The sequence below is a fragment of the Stenotrophomonas geniculata genome, assembly GCF_034508895.1.
Lineage (GTDB): Bacteria > Pseudomonadota > Gammaproteobacteria > Xanthomonadales > Xanthomonadaceae > Stenotrophomonas > Stenotrophomonas geniculata.
The window spans coordinates 4148066-4164985 of record NZ_CP140571.1 but is presented as its reverse complement, the minus strand read 5'-3'; the positions used below and the strand labels follow the sequence as shown (position 1 = coordinate 4164985).

The following is a 16920-nucleotide window of genomic DNA, read 5'->3' as shown; positions in this document are numbered from 1 at the left end:
CAATCGAGATGGATACACGGATTGCTTCAACGGATCTGGGGTGCCCAGGCGCTAACGCTTGGCCTGTTCCAATAACAGCTTCGCGACATCCTTCGCGGTGTCTGCGGCGTCGTAATCACCCATCACGCGCGACAGGGTGATGGCGCCTTCCATCAGGACCAGCAGCTGACGGGCCAGGTCCGCCGGCTGCTCCACCGCCAGTTGCTCGGTAAGTTCCAGCGTGTAATCGAGCAACTTCTGCTTGTGATTCCGCGCGATCTCCCGGATCGGATCGGCAGGGTCGCCGACCTCGCCCGCGGTATTGATGAACGCACAACCGCGATAGCCCTCGGACTGGAACCAACCCTTGAGCACGGTGAACATGCCGAGGATGCGTGCTTCCGGGGTATCAGCCTTGTCGCACTCCTGCCGGAACCAGGCCAGCCAGCGCACATCGCGCGCACTCAGCGCGGCAGCGGCCACGTCGTCCTTGTTCTCGAAGTGGCGGTAAATGCTCTTCCGCGCCACGCCGGAGGTTTTCACCAGCAGGTCCATGCCGGTGGCGTGGATCCCGTTCTGGTAGATCAGCGCCTCGGCCGTGGCCAGGATCTTCTGGTGGGTGTCGGCGGTGGCCTTGCTCATGGCTGCATGGTAGAACGGTCGTTCTACCCTGTCAACAGTCGATGGCGAGTGGTCCGTTCGCGCACATCCGTGCAAGACGATCTATCAAGAAATCCGGACAGTTCATCACCCGGACGCCTGATTTCAGGCGCAAAGTACGTCTCACCACCCACCCATGAGAGTTCCCGCATGAACACCTTCGCCCGTACCCTGGCCGTTGCCGCCCTCGCCCTCTCGGTCCAGGCCGGCCTGTCCGCGCAGGCCGCCGAACCGGCCACGCCGGCGGCAGTCACCAGCATCGCGCGCACCGCCAGCTACATCACCACCGCCGATGGCGTGCAGCTGTACTACAAGGACTGGGGCCCGAAGGACGGCCCGGTCGTGACCTTCAGCCACGGCTGGCCGTTGAACTCGGACAGCTGGGAATCCCAGATGATCTTCCTGGCCGATCATGGCTACCGTGTCATCGCGCATGACCGTCGCGGCCACGGGCGTTCCAGCCAGCCGTGGGACGGCAACGACATGGATCACTACGCCGATGACCTGGCCACGGTGATCAATACGCTGGACCTGCACGATGTCACCCTGGTGGGCTTCTCCACCGGTGGTGGCGAAGTGGCGCGCTACATTGGCCGGCATGGCACCGGGCGAGTGAAGAAGGCGGTGCTGATCAGCTCGGTACCGCCGTTCATGCTGAAGACCGCCGACAACCCGAACGGCCTGCCGATCGAAGTGTTCGACGGCATCCGCAAGGCACAGATGGATAACCGCGCGCAGCTCTACAAGGACATCCCGTCGGGCCCGTTCTACGGCTTCAACCGTCCGGGCGCGAAGGTCTCGCAGGGGCTGATCGATGCGTGGTGGGCGCAGGGCATGCAGGGCGGCCACAAGAACACCTACGATTCGATCGCTGCGTTCTCCGCCACCGATTTCCGCGCGGACCTGAAGAAGTTTGATGTGCCCACCCTGGTCATCCACGGCGACGACGACCAGATCGTGCCGATCGATATCTCAGGCCGCCAATCGGCAAGGCTCATCAAGGGCGCCAGGCTGATTGTCTACCCGGGTGCGCCGCACGGCCTGACCGACACCCACAAGGTCAAGGTCAACCAGGATCTGCTGGCGTTCCTGCAGGAAAAGTGAGTGACCGGGGCTCTGTTGTGATGGCAGAGCCCTTCCTTCCCAGAAGCAGGGCTGGCACCGGAGAAGCGCCGGGTGCCGCGTCAGTGCACGATTGCGGGCGTAGGATTTCAGCCCAACGATGGAGCGTGTTCCGCACTTTGATGAAGGGTTAACCTCCAACGGAGGACACTGCGCCCTCACGGCTCTTCTCCGGCGCAGAATCCTTTGCTCCCGTGTCCAGCCCAAGACGACACGGCCATGCACCCTCCCAATGCCTTCCGGATCCATGCGATCCAGCCCCTTCTTGCGCGCAATGGCGCCATCGTTCGCCTCGATCAGTTGCGATCCACCTGCAAGAGCTGCGGCTTGCGCTCATCAATGACGCAGGACGAGGGCATCAAGACGAGTCCATCGGGTACGACGCTCACGTGCCCAGCGTGCGGTGCCACGGGGCTGATGGACGAGGTGGAGATATGGCACCACTGGCTCGAACAGTGCCGGCGTGAGCGGATGCTGGCGCTCTTCGATCCCGCGCCTGACGAACCACTGGAGCCTGGTGTCCCCGAATGAGAGCGGCTGTCATGGACTCTTCGGCCGGCGCCTCAGCGCCGCGCCTCAGCCGTCGCCCGGGTGCCGCCCCGCCAGGCTGCCCATCGTGAAGGCGTAGCCGGCCTCCTCCAGCAGCGCTCTCATGCGCAGCTCCACGCGCCGGGGGGAAAGCAGGCTGTTGGGCGCATACAAGGCGTAGACGTAGCCGGCGCCGTCGATGATTTCACGGCGCACGGCGCAGTCGTTGGACTCCGCCGCCTCGGACCAGACAGACATCAGCCTGGCCGGACTGATGGACTGCCCGTTGCGAAGGCGAAAGAACAGCCAGCGCACTCCCAGGGAATGGGCTGGATTCAACCTGACCACTGAGAGCCTCCAATGCGCCAGAAGAGATCCGTGAGAACCTCAGGATCCAATCGTGGATGCTCGTCTTTTGAAGATCGCGGAAGGTCAATGCGCGCGGCACCCTTCACCAGTGCAGGCAGATCGGACTGAAGGTCGATCCACCATCCCGCAGGCAGCCGGAGCCCTGTGCCCGTTCTATCGTAGATGCAGATCGGAAAAGTCATCGCGTTGCTCCTGAATGACTCGAGCATACGCCTGCGCGATGTCAGGTCCGGATGCGACGCCTAGGGAGATGCCACATCGGCGCGCTTTGCGCATTCGAATACGTGTGCTTCGTCCTGCTGGACCCTGCGGAACGATTCCAGCCAGCCGAACGCTGCACCACGATTGTGAATCGTATCGCCGAGCCTGCCGGTCAGGCACCGTGCGCACTCCATCCCGCCAGGGCTGGGCGCGTGGCAGCAACGGCATTGCGCCATTGTTGTGGTTTTCTCCGGGCGACACTGGTACATGATCTTGGTCATCAGGCTGATCGCCTGGCTTTGTGCGGACATGCACGCTCCCTGTCTGCTGCGGAAGCAGCCGCGCGGCGCGCGGCTCCTCCTGTTCCTCAGCGGCGGGTATCGCCGCCGAGACCGCCCTTCTTTTCATCCGCTGGCTTCGGGCTCTCGCGATCCTTGTGGTCCTGCTGCTGTTGCTGTCCTTGCTTGCCGGGCTCCTCCCCGCCGGGTTCGCCCCCCTCGCCCTGCCCCTGCTGTGCAGGCTGTTCTGCTTCAGCGGACGCGTTGGAGCGGTCATTCCTGTTCTGTTCGGGGACGCTGTTCATTTCGATTCTCCGCCGCAGCAAGTCTGCTGCCGATTGACTGTGGGCGTGTCGCCGTTACGGGAACGTACGGGGACGCGTCCCATATGAACAAGGGTCATGAACAGGCCCGCAGCAACAAGCGTGTACAGTGGAGTTTCGAAAAGGGGTAACGCCATGATCCATGGAAGAAGCAAGCACGTTGTCGACGTCGAGCGCGAGCTGGCCCACTGGAAAATCGCGTTCAACCTGGGCGGCCTGCCCGCGATGAGCTTCCGATATGAAGTGGCGCCCGTTATCCGGCTCGCCTGCGATATCTATGTGAGAGATCCGCATGGCACCCGATCGGCATGGATCGACGCTCTGCAGGGCAGGCTTGCGAAGCGATCGAGCCTCCGCGGTCATCCTGGCGCAGCGGAGATTGCGGATCGGTGCTGGTCCCTGCTTGGCTGCGCCTAGGCGCGGCTGGCTGCGTGATTCCGCTCGCGCATCAACTCATCATTCAGTACGTGGACAATGGACATCACCGCGTCGGCAAGTCCACGAGAATCGCTGATGGATCCGTAGAAGTAGATCCTGGCGCCTTCAATGCGACCATCCGCCAGCTGGAGCTGGGACGCCAGTGCCCTGCACTTGATGAGGAACATCTCTGTCCAGCGAGCGCCCGGCGCCAGATCCAGCAGCGCGGTGATGGCTTCGTCGGTGGATGCGTCTACACGCTCATGCAACAACGGGACATCGAAGCCGACGATTCTTGGGAGCATGGAAGCGTTCACCTGACCATCCTCTCGCTGATGGGCGCTGCGAGTACTCCCACAGTACAACAGAATGCATGCAGCCCCGGATGAGATGGCGTCAGCTGGCCTGCCCCAGCTCGCGCGCAAGGAACGGCGCAGTCCTGCTTCCCTTGGCGCGGGCCACCTGTTGCGGCGTGCCCTTCGCCACGATGGTGCCACCCGCGCCGCCTGCACCTGGCCCGACATCAATCACCCAGTCCGCCTGTGCGACAGAACGCATGTCGTGCTCGATCATCACCACGGTGTTGCCAGCCTCAACCAGCCGTTGCAGCTGCGCCAGCAACCTGTCCGCGTCAGATGCATGAAGGCCGGTGGTGGGCTCATCCAGCACATACAGCGTGCGCCCGCGCTGGCTGCGCTGCAGCTCGGTCGCCAGCTTGATGCGCTGTGCCTCACCGCCTGAAAGCTCGGTGGCCGGCTGGCCCAGCCGCAGGTAGCCCAGACCGATTTCCTGCAGCAACTGCAGCGGGCGGGAAATGGCGTCTTCTTCGGCGAAGAACGCCTGCGCCTGGTCCACCGTCATCTGCAGGACCTCGGCGATGGTGCGGCCATTCCACAGCACCTTCAGGGTGGCTTCGTTGTAGCGGGCGCCATGGCAGGTGGGGCACGGCGCATAGACGCTCGGCATGAACAGCAGTTCGACACTCACGAAACCCTCGCCTTCGCAGGTCTCGCACCGGCCCTTGGCCACGTTGAACGAGAAGCGCCCCGCATCGAATCGACGGCGACGCGCGTCGGGTGTCGCGGCGAAGAGCTTGCGCACGTGATCGAACAGGCCGGTGTAGGTGGCCAGATTGGATCGTGGCGTGCGGCCGATGGGCTTCTGGTCTACCTGCACCACGCGCTGGATGGCGTCCACGTCGCCGGCCAGCTGGCCCCGCGTGGCTTCGATCACGGTCGGTCCGTCCGTGGGTGCGCTGTCGGCGCTGTCGTCCACCGGCTCATGCCCCAGGTGCAGCAGCATCAGCTCGGGCAGCGCCTGCGCCATCAGGCTGGACTTGCCCGACCCGGAAATGCCGGTCACTGCGGTCAGAAGCCCCAGCGGCACCTGTGCGTCCACGCCCTGCAGGTTATGGCGATGGATACCCTTCAGCTCCAGCCAGCTGATGACACTGCGCTGCCGGCTGGCGGGCGCAGGCACCTGGTCGAACAGGTACTGCGCCGTGCGCGAATCCTGAACGTCGCGCAGGCCATCGGGCTCGCCACTGTAGAGAACACGTCCGCCATGCTCCCCTGCCTGCGGGCCCACATCGACCAGCCACTGCGCGCGGCGCATCAGCTCCAGATCATGTTCAACAACGAACACCGAGTTACCGCCGTCGCGCAGCCGTTCCAGTGCGTCGTACAGCGCCTGGCTGTCGGCCGGATGCAGGCCGGCCGAGGGTTCGTCGAGCACGTACAGCACGCCAAACAGCAACGAGCTGAGCTGCGTGGCCAGCCGCAGGCGCTGCAGTTCACCGGCCGACAGCGTGGGCGTGGCGCGATCCAGCGAGAGATAGCCCAGCCCCAGCCCACGCAGCTGTCGTACCCGCGCCATGACCCCGCCCGCAAGCCGCTGCGCCGCCAGGCGCTTTTCTTCGGACAGGGCCGAGGTCAGGCGCACGTCGGGGGCGCCCTCGTGGGTCGCGCGGCCACTTGCTGCCCGCCGGGCACGATCGCGGGGTGTCGCACGCCTGCTGGCACGTGCGCCCTTGTTGTGTGCGCCGAAATCACCCTGCGCGATGGGCTCCAGGAGGTCCGCCAGGTGATCCAACGGCAGCCGCATGAACTCGCCGATATCCACACCGGCAAAGGTGACCGAAAGCGCCTCCGGTTTCAGGCGCTTTCCGTGGCAGGCCGGGCATAGCTTGCCTTCCATGTAGCGCGACACACGCTTGCGCATCAGGGCGCTCTGGGTGTTGGCAAAGGTGTGCAGCACGTAGCGGCGTGCGCCGGTGTACGTGCCCATGTAGCTGGGCTCCTGCTTGCGCTTGAGTGCGGTACGGGTCTCGGCCGGCGTGAAGCCGGCATAGACCGGCACGGTGGGCGTCTCCTCGGTGAACAGGATCCACTCACGGTCCTTCTTCGGCAGTTTCTTCCACGGCACATCGATGTCGTAGCCCAACGTGACCAGGATGTCGCGCAGGTTCTGGCCATGCCATGCCGGTGGCCAGGACGCGATGGCGCGCTCGCGGATGCTCAGCGACGGGTCCGGAACCATCAGTGCTTCAGTCACTTCGTAGACATACCCCAGGCCATGGCAGGTGCTGCAGGCGCCCTGTGGGGTGTTGGGCGAGAAGTCTTCGGCGTACAGAATGGGCTGGTGGGCCGGGTAGGCTCCCGCCCGCGAAAACATCATGCGCACCAGGCTGGACAGCGTGGTCACGCTGCCCACCGAGGAGCGCGCATTGCTGGCGCCGCGCTGCTGCTGCAGGGCGACCGCCGGGGGCAGCCCGTCGATGGCATCCACATCGGGCACGCCCGCCTGGTCGATCAGGCGGCGCGCATAGGGTGCGACGGATTCGAAGTAGCGCCGCTGCGCCTCGGCGAAAACCGTGCCGAAGGCCAACGAGGACTTGCCGGATCCCGACACGCCGGAGAACACCACCAGTGCATTGCGTGGAATGGAGACATCGACATTCTTCAGGTTGTGCTCGCGCGCACCGCGGACTTCGATGCAACCGCTGGCTGCGGCAGCACATGACGACTCGCCAAAGGGGGTGTTGGACATCTCAGCATTCCTGCAATCGGTGGGCGGCTCGCGCATGGTGCGCCCGGTAGGCCATTCTCGCTGTTGCGGGGTGAATGGCGTGAGGGGGTGCGCAACCACGTGCCGCATCAGAACGCCATGGCCGACGCAGACCGCGCCGCGACGCTGATTGTTAACGCGCGTTGCCTGAAGGATTGACGCCACGTTGCCCCGCCCTTGATGGGGCCGCTCACAGCGCATTCCTATGCTGGGCCCGCCACCTGCGAGGTGGTGATCAACCTGGAGATGCACCATGCAACGCGACCAGAAAGACCTTCCCCATCCGGACCCGGAGGCGCAGCGCCCCGATCCTGTCAGTCCGCTGCAGGCGACGCTGCACAACCGCCGCAATCATGACGAGGCGCTGCAGGAAACCTTCCCCGCCAGTGACCCGATCTCCCCCTTCGTCGCTGCGCCAACGCCGGACGAGCAGGCCAAGCGCCTCGGGGAGCGGGTCAAACTGCCAGACCGTCACACGGATGAGGAGGCCGCGGGAGGTGACCAGTGATCCGGCGCGGTTTCGCCCGTGTCGCGGCGGCGACGGCGCGATTGTCTGGCAGCCTGGGGGCATTCGTCGCAGCGCTGGGGGTGATCATCACCTGGGCTGCCAGCGGGCCGGCCTTCCACTTCAATGACACGTGGCAGCTGGTGGTGAATACAGGAACCACCATCGTGACCTTCCTGATGGTGTTCCTGATCCAGCATACGCAGAACGCTGATACCGCTGCGCTGCACATCAAGCTGGATGAACTGATCCGGGTGAGCAAGGACGCCAATCAGGAGTTGTTGAACCTGGAGTCGATGGAGCCGGCCCATCTTGAAGAGATACGCCAGCGTTACGAGGCACTGGCGAAGACCGCTGCAGACATCAAGTCCAAGAAGGAGCGCTGCATGCCCTGCGATGCGGATGCAGCCGCCGAAGCCTGAGGTGGATGCCTGCGCCTACAGCTGTTCTGGTGTGAGGCCCTGCCTGGCAGGGCCTTCCAGCAGCGCTCCGGTGGCGGAAAAGCGGCTGCCGTGGCAGGGGCAGTCCCAGGTGCGCTCATGGCCATTCCATTGGACAACGCACTTCAGGTGCGGGCAGAGCGCCGACATCATGTGCAGGCGCCCGCCCTCGTCGCGGTAGACCGCGGTGCGCTTTCCGTCCACGTCCAGTAGTGCGCCGCAACCACGGGCCATCTCACTGGGTGAGTGTGACGGCGCCGTGGCAAGGCGATCTCCCACCATGTGCCGCGCCACCGTGGCGTTGGTGCGGGCCCAGCCGGCGGCCGAGCGCACCGGCGTGAAACGCATGGGGCTGAGCAGTTGCTCGATCTCGCTGGTCGTGCCCATGATTCCCTCGGTGATCGCGCGCGCGGCCACGCCTGCCCAGGTCAAACCGTCCGGCCCATAGCCGGTAGCGACCCACACATTATCGTGGGCGCTGCTGCCGATGTAGGGCAGCTGGTCGGCGGGCCGGAATTGCTGGGCCGACCAGCACAGCGGCTCGCCCTGCACGTTGAAGTTGCGGCGCGCGTCGGCTAGCAGATGCTGGGCCGGATCCTCCGCTGGCGTTTCGCCGGTGCGGTGTGTTTCGCCAACCAGCACAAGCCAGTCGCGGCCATCAGCGCCGTGCACCCCGCGCAATGAGCGGTGCCGGTCGGCGATCCAGTGAATGCCTGCCGCAGGTGGGTTGGCAACCGGCACCGCCACCCCGTACTCGCGGTACACCTCCATCTCGGCCTGCACCAGGTTGAAGCCTGCGGGCGAATGCGTAGCCAGCACGAACTGCCTGGCCTGTATGCGGGCGCCATCGGCTGTCGCAACGCCGGCGGATGCCTCGATGCGGTTGATCCGGGTCCAGTCGTGGATGCGCACGCGACCTGCTAGATGACGTGCCAGTTGCCTGCAGAACGCCGCAGGATCCAACTGCGCCTGATCGGGAACGCGGAAGGCGTGGCCCAATGCAAACGGCAGCCCGGACTGCCGGTGTTCGCACTGCAGGCCGACGCGCTGATAGGCCTGCAGCTCACGCTCGAACTGCGCGGTGACCTCGCGGGTGCGATCCTGCACACCGTACTGCATGCCCACGCGTTGGAAGCCACAGCGCAGATCGTAGCGATGAACCAGTGTTTCGATGGACCGCAGCGCCTGCTGCCGCCACTGCACGACACGGCTGGCCGTGTCGCCGCCCCAACGGGAGATCAGATCGGCCAGCCGGGAGACGGGCGCGTAAAGATTGCCGGTGGACATCACCGTATTGCGCCCGCCGATGGGCCCCGCATCAACCACCAGCACATCCAGACCGCTATCGGCCAGGCGGGCCGCGGTCAGCAGGCCGGTCATGCCGGCGCCCACCACCAGCACGTCCGCGCGCGTCGTGCCGGCAAGGGGGCGGAAGCTGTGCGACTCGGTGTCAGCTGACCATAAGCTGGCGCGCGGGAACGGTTCGGACATGAAAGAGATCCTTGCAGCTTCAGCTGGGAGGCCTCTCTGATACGCCTTGCCGGGTGAAACGACGGTGGCGTGGTCGTGCAGATGATGCTCACGCGCTGCCACGATCAACGCCATGGTCAAGGCCAGGTGAGCGTTGCGTGGGCAACACGCCTGTGTCGCCTCTGCGAACCGCAACTCCTTGCTTGCAGCGTGGTCGCTAACGTGCCTGGAAGGAGGATCAGGCAGTGAGCACGCACTTGGAAATCGATCTGATGATCGCGCAACTGGAGGAATTGCTGCCGACCTGGGCAGCGTTCTACCCCGAGCCGCAGTTCATCCGTATGCTCGCCGAGGCATTGGACTATATCGCTGCCAGCGCGGAGCCGGAGGCGCGGCTGTATTGCGTGATGCGCACCGGGCACCTCCATGTGTGCAGCGGCGAGATTCCGTGGGCCGAACGCTATGGAGGTCGCTAGGCCGGTGGATCACGCCGCGACGGCATAGGGTTCCACCAACCTGGCCAGGACATCCATCGCCGTCTCGGTTGGCGCTTCGTCACCGCTGTGCTGGGCGAACCCCGACCAGTCCGCGCAGGCAAGAATTTTCAACTGCTCGGGTTGCGTCGGCAGCCAACGCATCGGCCAGAACGGGAGTCGCCGGTTGCCCACCCTGCCCCGCTGCAACTCGATGAGCCCTGCGTGGCTCGAAGCACCTACGACTCGCGAGTACGCCACGCTCAAGCCGTCCTCGGGTCCCTCCATGTACTGCAGGAAGCGGGCGCCATCAAACAGCAGAACTCCGGTAACGCCGGCATTTCGGTTGAAGCGGGCGGCATCATCGACCAGATCGTCCAGCTTCCCGCTGCGCAGGCCCAACGGGTCACCGGCAACGGCTGGGCCCGCTTCGCTGACGTATGCGACTGCCCTGATCGGCATTGACTGCTCCTGTAGTGAATCCCCCCAGATTCCGTGCCGCTAGGATAGGCCATCTGCGCTCCGCAGTTGTTCCCATCCTGTGCATTTTGTGAATCAGTTGGGTTCCAGCCGACAAACGGCATGCAGGCGCCTTCCCCTCCGTATGCCATGGATCGTTTACGCTTGAGGCAGATGACTCGGGAGCACCCCATGCCCAATACCGGCCTTTTCCATGTTCTGGAGCTGGACGCCGCTTCCGGCGTGCAGGGTATTGAGCGCGTCAGGTCCATTCGCGTGCGCTGCAACACCTGCGGCGGGATTACGCAGTTGTCGGGGGACGCGTTGGGGGCGGTGCCCGGTGGAACGACGCTGGTGTGCGGTGCTTGTCCGTCGCGCCAGACGGTCAGCAACGCGCGGCTGGTCGAATGCGATCATGTATTGCCCGGTAGCGCGCAGGCGCCCGAAGCGTAGGCGCGGGCTACGGGTCTGCCTGCGCCCATCGCGCGAGATTCTGTTTCACTTTCCCGATACCGGCCCAAGGGTCTTTGCGCTGCCGTTTCAGCTTTGCTGGCACGTCCTTGATCGTGAACGCGTCTGCGCGCTTGAGTTTCGTCAGATCGCCCCAGGCGATCGGCAGTGCTACCGGTGCCCCCGGCCTGGCCCGCAGCGAGTAGGACGCAACCGCCGTCGCACCGCGCCCGTTGCGCAGATAGTCCACGAAGACCCGCTTGTTGCGCAGGCTTTTCGTAGCCGTCGCCAGGAATCGCTGGGGCTCGGATTGCGCCAGCGCATCGGCGAAACCCTTCGCAAAGCGCCTGGTCAGGTCCCAATCGCATCCCGGATTGAGCGGCACCACCACGTGCAGGCCCTTGCCGCCGGATACACGCAGGAACGATTCCAGCTCCAGCTGCGCCAGCAGTTTCCGGATGTCGGTTGCCGCTTTCTTGACCTCGGCAAAGGGTACGTCCGGTCCTGGATCCAGGTCGAACACCACGCGGTCGGCCTTGTCGGGCGCTTCGGCGTGGCTGCCCCAGGGGTGGAACTCCAACGCGTTGAACTGCACCAGTTCAAGCAGGCTGGCTGCGTCCCGCACCACCAGGTAATGGGCGTTTATACCGCTTTCTTCTTTGAGCTTTACTGCGTCGACCAACTCCAGCCCGGCTGTATGGTGTTTCTGGAAGAAGCAGGGTTTTGCGGTGCCACTGGGGCATCGGATGATCGACAGCGGACGATCAACCACCTCGGGCAGGAGATGTTCCATCACTGCTGCGTAGTAGTCCCATACCTCCTGCTTGGTGTAGCCATCGCCAGGAAACAGGATCTTGCCGGGAGACGACAGCGCGGGCGGTGTGCGTTCGGTAGCGGGTGACGTTTTCGCATCGCGCGCAGGACGCGCCGTTGCGGACTTCCCACCAGAGACCGTGACCGGCCCGGCGCGATCGGAATCTGCGAGATCGGCGATGTCCTTGTCCGCCCGTACCGCCTTCAGTGACGCCTGGCGCAACAGCTTCTGCCCGCCAATCCCGCGATAGAAGACCTCCACCACGAAACGCGGTGGGAACCAGGTCGCGGCGCGCGGGTCGGTGTCCTGGGTGGGCACGTACGCCGTCGGCTTGCGGCTGCCGCCGCCTTCGATGCGCTTGCTGACTTCGCCGATCAGTTCGTCCGAGAACCCGGATCCGACGCGGCCGACGTAGAGCCAGCCATGTTTCGGGTCTGGCCGCGCCAGCAGCAGCGAGCCGAACCCGGTGCGGCTGCCTTTCGGCGTGGTGTATCCGACCACCGCAAACTCGTCGCTGGCCAGCTGTTTGGTCTTGCGCCAATCCTCACTGCGGCCACTGTGGTAGCTGCGATCGGCACGCTTGGAAATGATGCCTTCGAAGTGCTGCTCACCGGCCAGGCGATAGGCCGCGTCGCCATCCCCCTGTACATGCGAACTGAACGCCAATGGCCTGCCCTGCCCCTCCAGCACGGATTGCAGGAGGGCCTTGCGTTCCAGCAAGGGCGCATCGACGACGTCCACGCCATCAAGATGCAGCAGATCGAACAATGCATACGTCAGCACGCCCTGCCGCTCGCCGGAGAGCGTGGCCTGCAGCAGGTTGAAGTCTTCCCTGGTGCCGGCGCCGGCGATGAGCTCACCGTCCAGTGCCGCCGAGGTGAGGCCCAGTGCTGTGATCGCGTCACGTATTTCAGGGAGCCTGCCGGTCCATTCCAGTGCGTTCCGCGACCACAGCTGCACGTTGCCCTCAGCCACCGTAGCAAGGATGCGGTACCCATCCCATTTGATCTCATGGACCCACTGCTCGCCCTGGGGCGGCGCTTCGCCCAGCTTGGCCAACTGCGGTTCGAAGGGACCGGACGGCGCTGCGGCCTTTCTTGCCTTGCTGAGCGCCAGCGCCTTCTTCGCCCAGTTCGTTCGTCGGGTGCGCTTGGCGGGTACCCCGGTGAGCCGCCTCTTCGCGGCCTTGCCGGCCCCGGCCCGCTTCAGATCCTCCGCTGGCGCTACAGCAACATCCGCCAGCAGATCGTCTGCCTCGATGTCGCTGGCGAATTCATCGTCGTCCTTGAACAGCAGCCACTGCGGCTGGCGCGCCGGCTTCCCGGAGCGGACCAGATGCCATCCGCCCTTCAGTTTGGCGCCGAACAGTTCGAAGCGCAGATGGCCCTTGGCGAGCTGGGCTTCCGGGTCGCCCTGCGTAGCCCACACACCGTGGTCGAACTGGGCGACATGGCCGCCGCCGTACTGGCCTTTGGGGATTTCACCTTCGAAGGTCGCATAGTCGACAGGATGATCTTCCACCTCCACCGCCATGCGCTTGACCTTCGGGTCGTAACTGGGCCCCTTGGGCACGGCCCAGCTCTTCAGCGCGTCACCCACCTGCAGGCGGAAGTCGTAGTGCCTGCGGCTGGCATGATGCAGCTGCACCACGAAAATGGCGCGTTGGCCTTTTGGTAGCGCCTTGCCCGGCTCGGGCTCCTTGGTCTTGTCAAAACTGCGCTTGCGGCGGTACTCGACCAGGGACATGGCAGCTCCGCGCTACTTTCCCAGGTGCTTGCGGACAGCAACGGCGGTGGGCCCGACTTTGGCGACTGCGGCCCGAAGTTCCTCGGCGGACACACCCAGCGCTGTGGTCCAGTACTGCAGTTCATAGTCTTCGTTGACGTTGATACGATCCCGGTCCGGGCTGCCGGTGTTCTTCTTGTCATCGCTCATGGGAGTCTCCACGCGTCATCGGGCGTGAAGTGACCGTACCGGCCGACCCATGGGCACCAGGCGATGCCACCGTGAAGCCATGGCGAAGGACTGCCGGCATCGGGACTGCGGCAGGCAGGCGACAGACGCCACCTCGTGAAGACAACGCGCAAGGTTCGCGTTGGCGTTCACATGCCGCCTTCACCTGGCCCCCGCCTGATCGCAACCGGGCGGGACCTACTCTGAGTGCTCCATTCACAGCGGAGCCCAGTATGGCTATCAAGACGGCGGAAGACCTGTTCATCCACGAACTCTCGGACATCTACAGCGCCGAGAAGCAGCTGACCAAGGCCCTCCCGCGCCTGGCCCGTGCGGCCGAGAACCCGGACCTGGCCACGGCGTTTGAAACGCACCTGGAAGAAACCCAGGGCCAGATCGAGCGCATCGACCAGGTTGTGGAGATCCTGGGCATTCGCCTGAAGCGCATCAAGTGCGCGGCGATGGAGGGCCTGGTGGAGGAAGGCAAGGAAGTGATCGACAGCATCGACAAGGGCCCTGTGCGCGATGCCGCCCTGATCGGTGGCGCACAGAAGGTCGAGCATTACGAGATTGCGTCCTACGGCACCATCGCCGCGCTGGCCAAGCAACTGGGCTACAAGGACGCCCTGCCGTTGCTGCTCGAAACGCTTGAGGAAGAGAAGGCCACCGACGAGAAGCTCACCCTGCTGGCCAAGGGCGGCGGCAATGCCAAGGCAGCGCAGGCCGCCTGATCGACGCGCCCCGGAGCCCGGCTGCCACGGACGGCAGCCTCAGGGCCCGTACAGCACTTGATCATTGGGGCAGAAGAACGTGCGTCGCCGCGTGGTCCCCATGTAGAGCTTGCTGATCGGGCCACCGCACACGGGACAGACCTTCTTCGTGTGCACCTGCCAATGCTTCTTCAGCTCAAAGCGGCGCTTCCATTCCAGGAAATCGAAGCTGTAGGCGCGGGCCTGCTCGATCAGCGCGGTAAGCCTGCGTGGCGGCAGGTCGCCCAATCGGGTGGCTGGATGCACGCCTATCCGGAACAGCACCTCGTTCTTGATGATGTTGCCGACGCCGGCGAAGACCGTCTGGCCCAGAAGCGCGTCACAGACCATGACGTCCGGCAGGGCCTTCAGCTTCCGCCGGGCCAGCTTCGGATCCCAGGCATCGTTCATCACGTCCGTCCGCCAATCGTAGATGTCGTCCAGAGGCTGGTCGATCAGGCGCACGGAACACGCATAGAAGTTCAGCTCACCGTTGTCGAACACCAGCGATACCCGCGCCGGGGCTGGCTTCCGCTCGTCGATGCGCCAGCTGCCGAACATCATCAGGTGGATGCGCAGCGTGTGATGGCTGAATTCCAGCAGGAAGTGCTTGCCCCAACTGCGGACCGCCTTGACCCTTCGGCCCTGCAGCGGCGACAGGTCGATGCGGCTGTTCCCGGAAACGGTGCGGACCACGTGCCCCTTGAAATGGCTCGCTGCTTCGCCCAGCAGGACGATCGAAGGGCCTTCAGGCATGTTCGTTCTCCTGCAGCAGCGCCTGCAGGTGCAGGGCGTTGCCGGTGGCGTGACCCAGCGCGGTATTGTCCAGTACGAACCAGGCGGGTCGTTGCGCGTCGGCCTCGGCCAGCAGCTGCCGCGCAAGGTGGGCAAGGGTCGGCTCGTCGTAGGCACTGCGATAGATCTGCGGCTGGCCGTGCCAGCGCCTGTAGCTCCACGTGCGATCACCGCCGGGAATCGCTGCCGCCGGCACACGTGCTGGATCTGCGGCAACCCGTGCAACGCCATGCGCGCTCAGCAGCGCATCCACGTCCGCCGTAAACCAACTCGTATGGCGCGGCTCGCACGCTACATCGGCCTGCGTGCGCGCGCGCAGGCCCCGCAGGAAGGCTCCGGCCGTGACCGTGTCGTACACCAGGCTGGGCGGCAACTGCAGCAGCAACGGACCGAGCTTTCCACCCAGTTCCAGCACGCCTTCAAGGAACCGCTCGAGCGGTTGCATTGCATCACGCAGCCGACGCTCATGGCTGATCTCGCGCGGGAGTTTCACCGCGAACCGGAAGCCCTCCGGCACGCTCGCCGCCCATCGCGCATAGGTCTTGGCCTGGTGCGGTCGATAGAAGGATGAGTTGATCTCCACCATCGGCAGGCGTGTGGCGTAGCGCTGCAGCGCGCTGTCGCCCGCGCCGAACGCCTCCTGATCCGACCGCGACAGCGACCACCCCGCACAGCCGACGCGTAGCAGCTCAGGCACCACCGGGGCGGCTGACGACATCATCGTGCCAGCTGCCCGTCTGGTTCCATGATGCCGCCCGCGCCTGCTTCCGTCTGCGATTGCGAAACCGACAGTAGTCGATCCAGGGCGCTGGTGCCCGATTCCAGCGCCGACGCGCTGCGCACGAAGCCGGTCCAGTCGGATATGGCGATCTTCCCCAGTGCGAGCTCATCCACCCGCACGCTGCGCATCCGCCAGTGCGGAAACTGCCGGCGCCCCACCCTGCCCCGGTTCAGTTCGACGATCCCACTGTGGCTGCCGGCCGCGAGAATGCGTGCGTAAGCCGCATTGATCCCGGCCTCCGGGCCCTCCAGATACTGCAGGAAGCGCGAGCCGTCGAACAGCAATGTGCCGGTGACATCGGCGGACTCATTGAACTGCACCGCCTCTGCCACAAGTTCCTGCAGCCGCTGTTCCGTCAGGTTGCGGGAGGCTTCACTTACATAGGCAATCGCTCTGAAGGGCATGGCACCACCGGTTGTTGCAGACCGCTCTACCTTAGCCACACCGATCGTACGCGCGGTGAGACCGGTGTGGAGGCTGCGTCGAACTGTGGCGTGTACCTTCCGCATCGCGTTGACGCGCGGTCGGGCCGCTGAACGTGTGCCTGCCCCTGTGCGCACGCGCGCACGAATGTTCGTGGAGGCAGGATGAGGAATCAGCGCCTTCGGGATGACGCGACGTTGGCAGTCGTGCCACCGCCGTCTAGCGCCGGATCTGGAAGATGGTCGCTGCCGCCAATGAGGCGGCTGAACCCAAGGAGACTTTCCATGGCCAACCAGAACCAGAACCAGGGCACCAGCAACCGCGGTTTCGCTTCGATGGACGAGGACAAGCAGCGCGAGATCGCCGCCAAGGGTGGACGTGCCGCGCACGAGTCAGGCAACGCCCATGAATTCAGCTCGGAAGAAGCACGCGAAGCCGGCCGCAAGGGTGGCGAAGCGGTGAGCCAGGACCGCCAGCACATGGCTGACATCGGCCGCGAAGGCGGCCAGAACAGCCGTGGTGGTGGTAACCAGGGCGGCAACCAGGGGGGCGGGCAGCAACAGCAGCAACGCGGCGGCAACAACCGCGGTGGTCAGCAGCGCTGATCGGCGCTGAAACCCGATGCATCCCTTCGTGGGCGGACGTGATGTCCGCCCACTTTCGTA

21 protein-coding genes are annotated in these 16920 nt (G+C 64.9%); 8 read left to right on the top strand and 13 right to left on the bottom strand.

Features of this window, described 5'->3' with window-relative positions:
• Positions 1-51: 51 nt before the first annotated feature.
• Positions 52-621, bottom strand: coding sequence for a TetR/AcrR family transcriptional regulator (locus RI032_RS19230; RefSeq protein WP_260364719.1), 570 nt, complete (start codon positions 619-621; stop codon positions 52-54).
• 168 nt (positions 622-789) lie between these two features.
• Between RI032_RS19230 and RI032_RS19225 the strand changes: the two genes are divergently transcribed.
• Together RI032_RS19225 and RI032_RS19220 are read left to right on the top strand one after the other, a co-directional pair.
• Entirely contained in the window at positions 790-1743 is a 954-nt protein-coding gene (locus RI032_RS19225) for an alpha/beta fold hydrolase (protein WP_322547553.1), read from the top strand.
• A 237-nt stretch (positions 1744-1980) separates the two neighbouring features.
• Positions 1981-2292, top strand: a complete 312-nt coding sequence (locus RI032_RS19220; RefSeq protein WP_010485735.1) for a hypothetical protein — start codon at positions 1981-1983, stop codon at positions 2290-2292.
• Between the two features lie 45 nt (positions 2293-2337).
• Here the strand turns inward: RI032_RS19220 and RI032_RS19215 are convergent, their stop codons facing one another.
• The 5 genes from RI032_RS19215 to RI032_RS19195 form a co-directional block, all read right to left on the bottom strand.
• Complete coding sequence (locus RI032_RS19215) at positions 2338-2637, bottom strand: hypothetical protein (RefSeq protein WP_049455236.1); 300 nt, start codon at positions 2635-2637, stop codon at positions 2338-2340.
• Positions 2638-2900: 263 nt separating this feature from the next.
• The gene (locus RI032_RS19210; RefSeq protein WP_012480276.1) at positions 2901-3170 is read right to left on the bottom strand and encodes a hypothetical protein; all 270 of its coding nucleotides are present in this window, start codon (positions 3168-3170) and stop codon (positions 2901-2903) included.
• Between the two features lie 56 nt (positions 3171-3226).
• A complete protein-coding gene (locus tag RI032_RS19205; protein WP_322547552.1) occupies positions 3227-3442 on the bottom strand; it encodes a hypothetical protein in 216 nt (71 codons plus the stop codon).
• Between the two features lie 431 nt (positions 3443-3873).
• Positions 3874-4194, bottom strand: a complete 321-nt coding sequence (locus tag RI032_RS19200; protein ID WP_322547551.1) for a hypothetical protein — start codon at positions 4192-4194, stop codon at positions 3874-3876.
• A 79-nt stretch (positions 4195-4273) separates the two neighbouring features.
• On the bottom strand, positions 4274-6925 hold the full coding sequence (locus RI032_RS19195; protein ID WP_322547550.1) for an excinuclease ABC subunit UvrA: 2652 nt from the start codon (positions 6923-6925) through the stop codon (positions 4274-4276).
• Between the two features lie 271 nt (positions 6926-7196).
• Between RI032_RS19195 and RI032_RS19190 the strand changes: the two genes are divergently transcribed.
• Both RI032_RS19190 and RI032_RS19185 read left to right on the top strand, forming a co-directional pair.
• Complete coding sequence (locus RI032_RS19190; protein WP_049481227.1) at positions 7197-7451, top strand: hypothetical protein; 255 nt, start codon at positions 7197-7199, stop codon at positions 7449-7451.
• Entirely contained in the window at positions 7448-7870 is a 423-nt protein-coding gene (locus tag RI032_RS19185) for a low affinity iron permease family protein (protein WP_019336571.1), read from the top strand. The genes RI032_RS19190 and RI032_RS19185 overlap by 4 nt, the downstream gene beginning before the upstream one ends.
• Positions 7871-7885: 15 nt before the next feature.
• On the opposite strand, the gene RI032_RS19180 is transcribed toward RI032_RS19185, so the two are convergent.
• A complete protein-coding gene (locus RI032_RS19180; protein WP_322547549.1) occupies positions 7886-9379 on the bottom strand; it encodes an FAD-dependent oxidoreductase in 1494 nt (497 codons plus the stop codon).
• Positions 9380-9603: 224 nt separating this feature from the next.
• On the opposite strand from RI032_RS19180, the gene RI032_RS19175 reads away from it, so the two are divergent.
• On the top strand, positions 9604-9834 hold the full coding sequence (locus RI032_RS19175) for a hypothetical protein (RefSeq protein WP_322547548.1): 231 nt from the start codon (positions 9604-9606) through the stop codon (positions 9832-9834).
• 9 nt (positions 9835-9843) lie between these two features.
• Here RI032_RS19175 and RI032_RS19170 read toward each other — a convergent pair whose 3' ends face one another.
• Complete coding sequence (locus tag RI032_RS19170; RefSeq protein WP_043395790.1) at positions 9844-10293, bottom strand: BLUF domain-containing protein; 450 nt, start codon at positions 10291-10293, stop codon at positions 9844-9846.
• A gap of 189 nt (positions 10294-10482) precedes the next feature.
• On the opposite strand from RI032_RS19170, the gene RI032_RS19165 reads away from it, so the two are divergent.
• Positions 10483-10743, top strand: a complete 261-nt coding sequence (locus RI032_RS19165) for a hypothetical protein (protein WP_262102614.1) — start codon at positions 10483-10485, stop codon at positions 10741-10743.
• A gap of 7 nt (positions 10744-10750) precedes the next feature.
• Here RI032_RS19165 and ligD read toward each other — a convergent pair whose 3' ends face one another.
• Positions 10751-13300 (bottom strand): DNA ligase D, encoded by a 2550-nt coding sequence (gene ligD, locus RI032_RS19160; protein WP_322547547.1) that lies wholly within the window; start codon positions 13298-13300, stop codon positions 10751-10753.
• Between the two features lie 12 nt (positions 13301-13312).
• Positions 13313-13489: a DUF3606 domain-containing protein gene (locus RI032_RS19155; protein ID WP_088025987.1), complete on the bottom strand. Its 177-nt coding sequence runs from the start codon at positions 13487-13489 to the stop codon at positions 13313-13315.
• Between the two features lie 251 nt (positions 13490-13740).
• On the opposite strand from RI032_RS19155, the gene RI032_RS19150 reads away from it, so the two are divergent.
• Positions 13741-14238: a YciE/YciF ferroxidase family protein gene (locus RI032_RS19150; protein WP_019659711.1), complete on the top strand. Its 498-nt coding sequence runs from the start codon at positions 13741-13743 to the stop codon at positions 14236-14238.
• A gap of 39 nt (positions 14239-14277) precedes the next feature.
• On the opposite strand, the gene RI032_RS19145 is transcribed toward RI032_RS19150, so the two are convergent.
• Genes RI032_RS19145 through RI032_RS19135 form a run of 3 tightly spaced genes read right to left on the bottom strand, consistent with a single transcriptional unit; the run spans position 14278 to position 16236 of the window.
• Positions 14278-15012 carry a DNA-formamidopyrimidine glycosylase family protein gene (locus tag RI032_RS19145; RefSeq protein ID WP_322547546.1) on the bottom strand — a complete coding sequence of 245 codons (735 nt, stop codon included), beginning with the start codon at positions 15010-15012 and terminating at the stop codon, positions 14278-14280.
• Positions 15005-15772, bottom strand: a complete 768-nt coding sequence (locus tag RI032_RS19140) for a DUF72 domain-containing protein (RefSeq protein WP_322547545.1) — start codon at positions 15770-15772, stop codon at positions 15005-15007. The genes RI032_RS19145 and RI032_RS19140 overlap by 8 nt, the downstream gene beginning before the upstream one ends.
• Complete coding sequence (locus RI032_RS19135) at positions 15769-16236, bottom strand: BLUF domain-containing protein (RefSeq protein WP_043395806.1); 468 nt, start codon at positions 16234-16236, stop codon at positions 15769-15771. The genes RI032_RS19140 and RI032_RS19135 overlap by 4 nt, the downstream gene beginning before the upstream one ends.
• A gap of 303 nt (positions 16237-16539) precedes the next feature.
• On the opposite strand from RI032_RS19135, the gene RI032_RS19130 reads away from it, so the two are divergent.
• Positions 16540-16860 carry a KGG domain-containing protein gene (locus tag RI032_RS19130; RefSeq protein WP_197656316.1) on the top strand — a complete coding sequence of 107 codons (321 nt, stop codon included), beginning with the start codon at positions 16540-16542 and terminating at the stop codon, positions 16858-16860.
• The last annotated feature ends 60 nt before the right edge of the window (positions 16861-16920 follow it).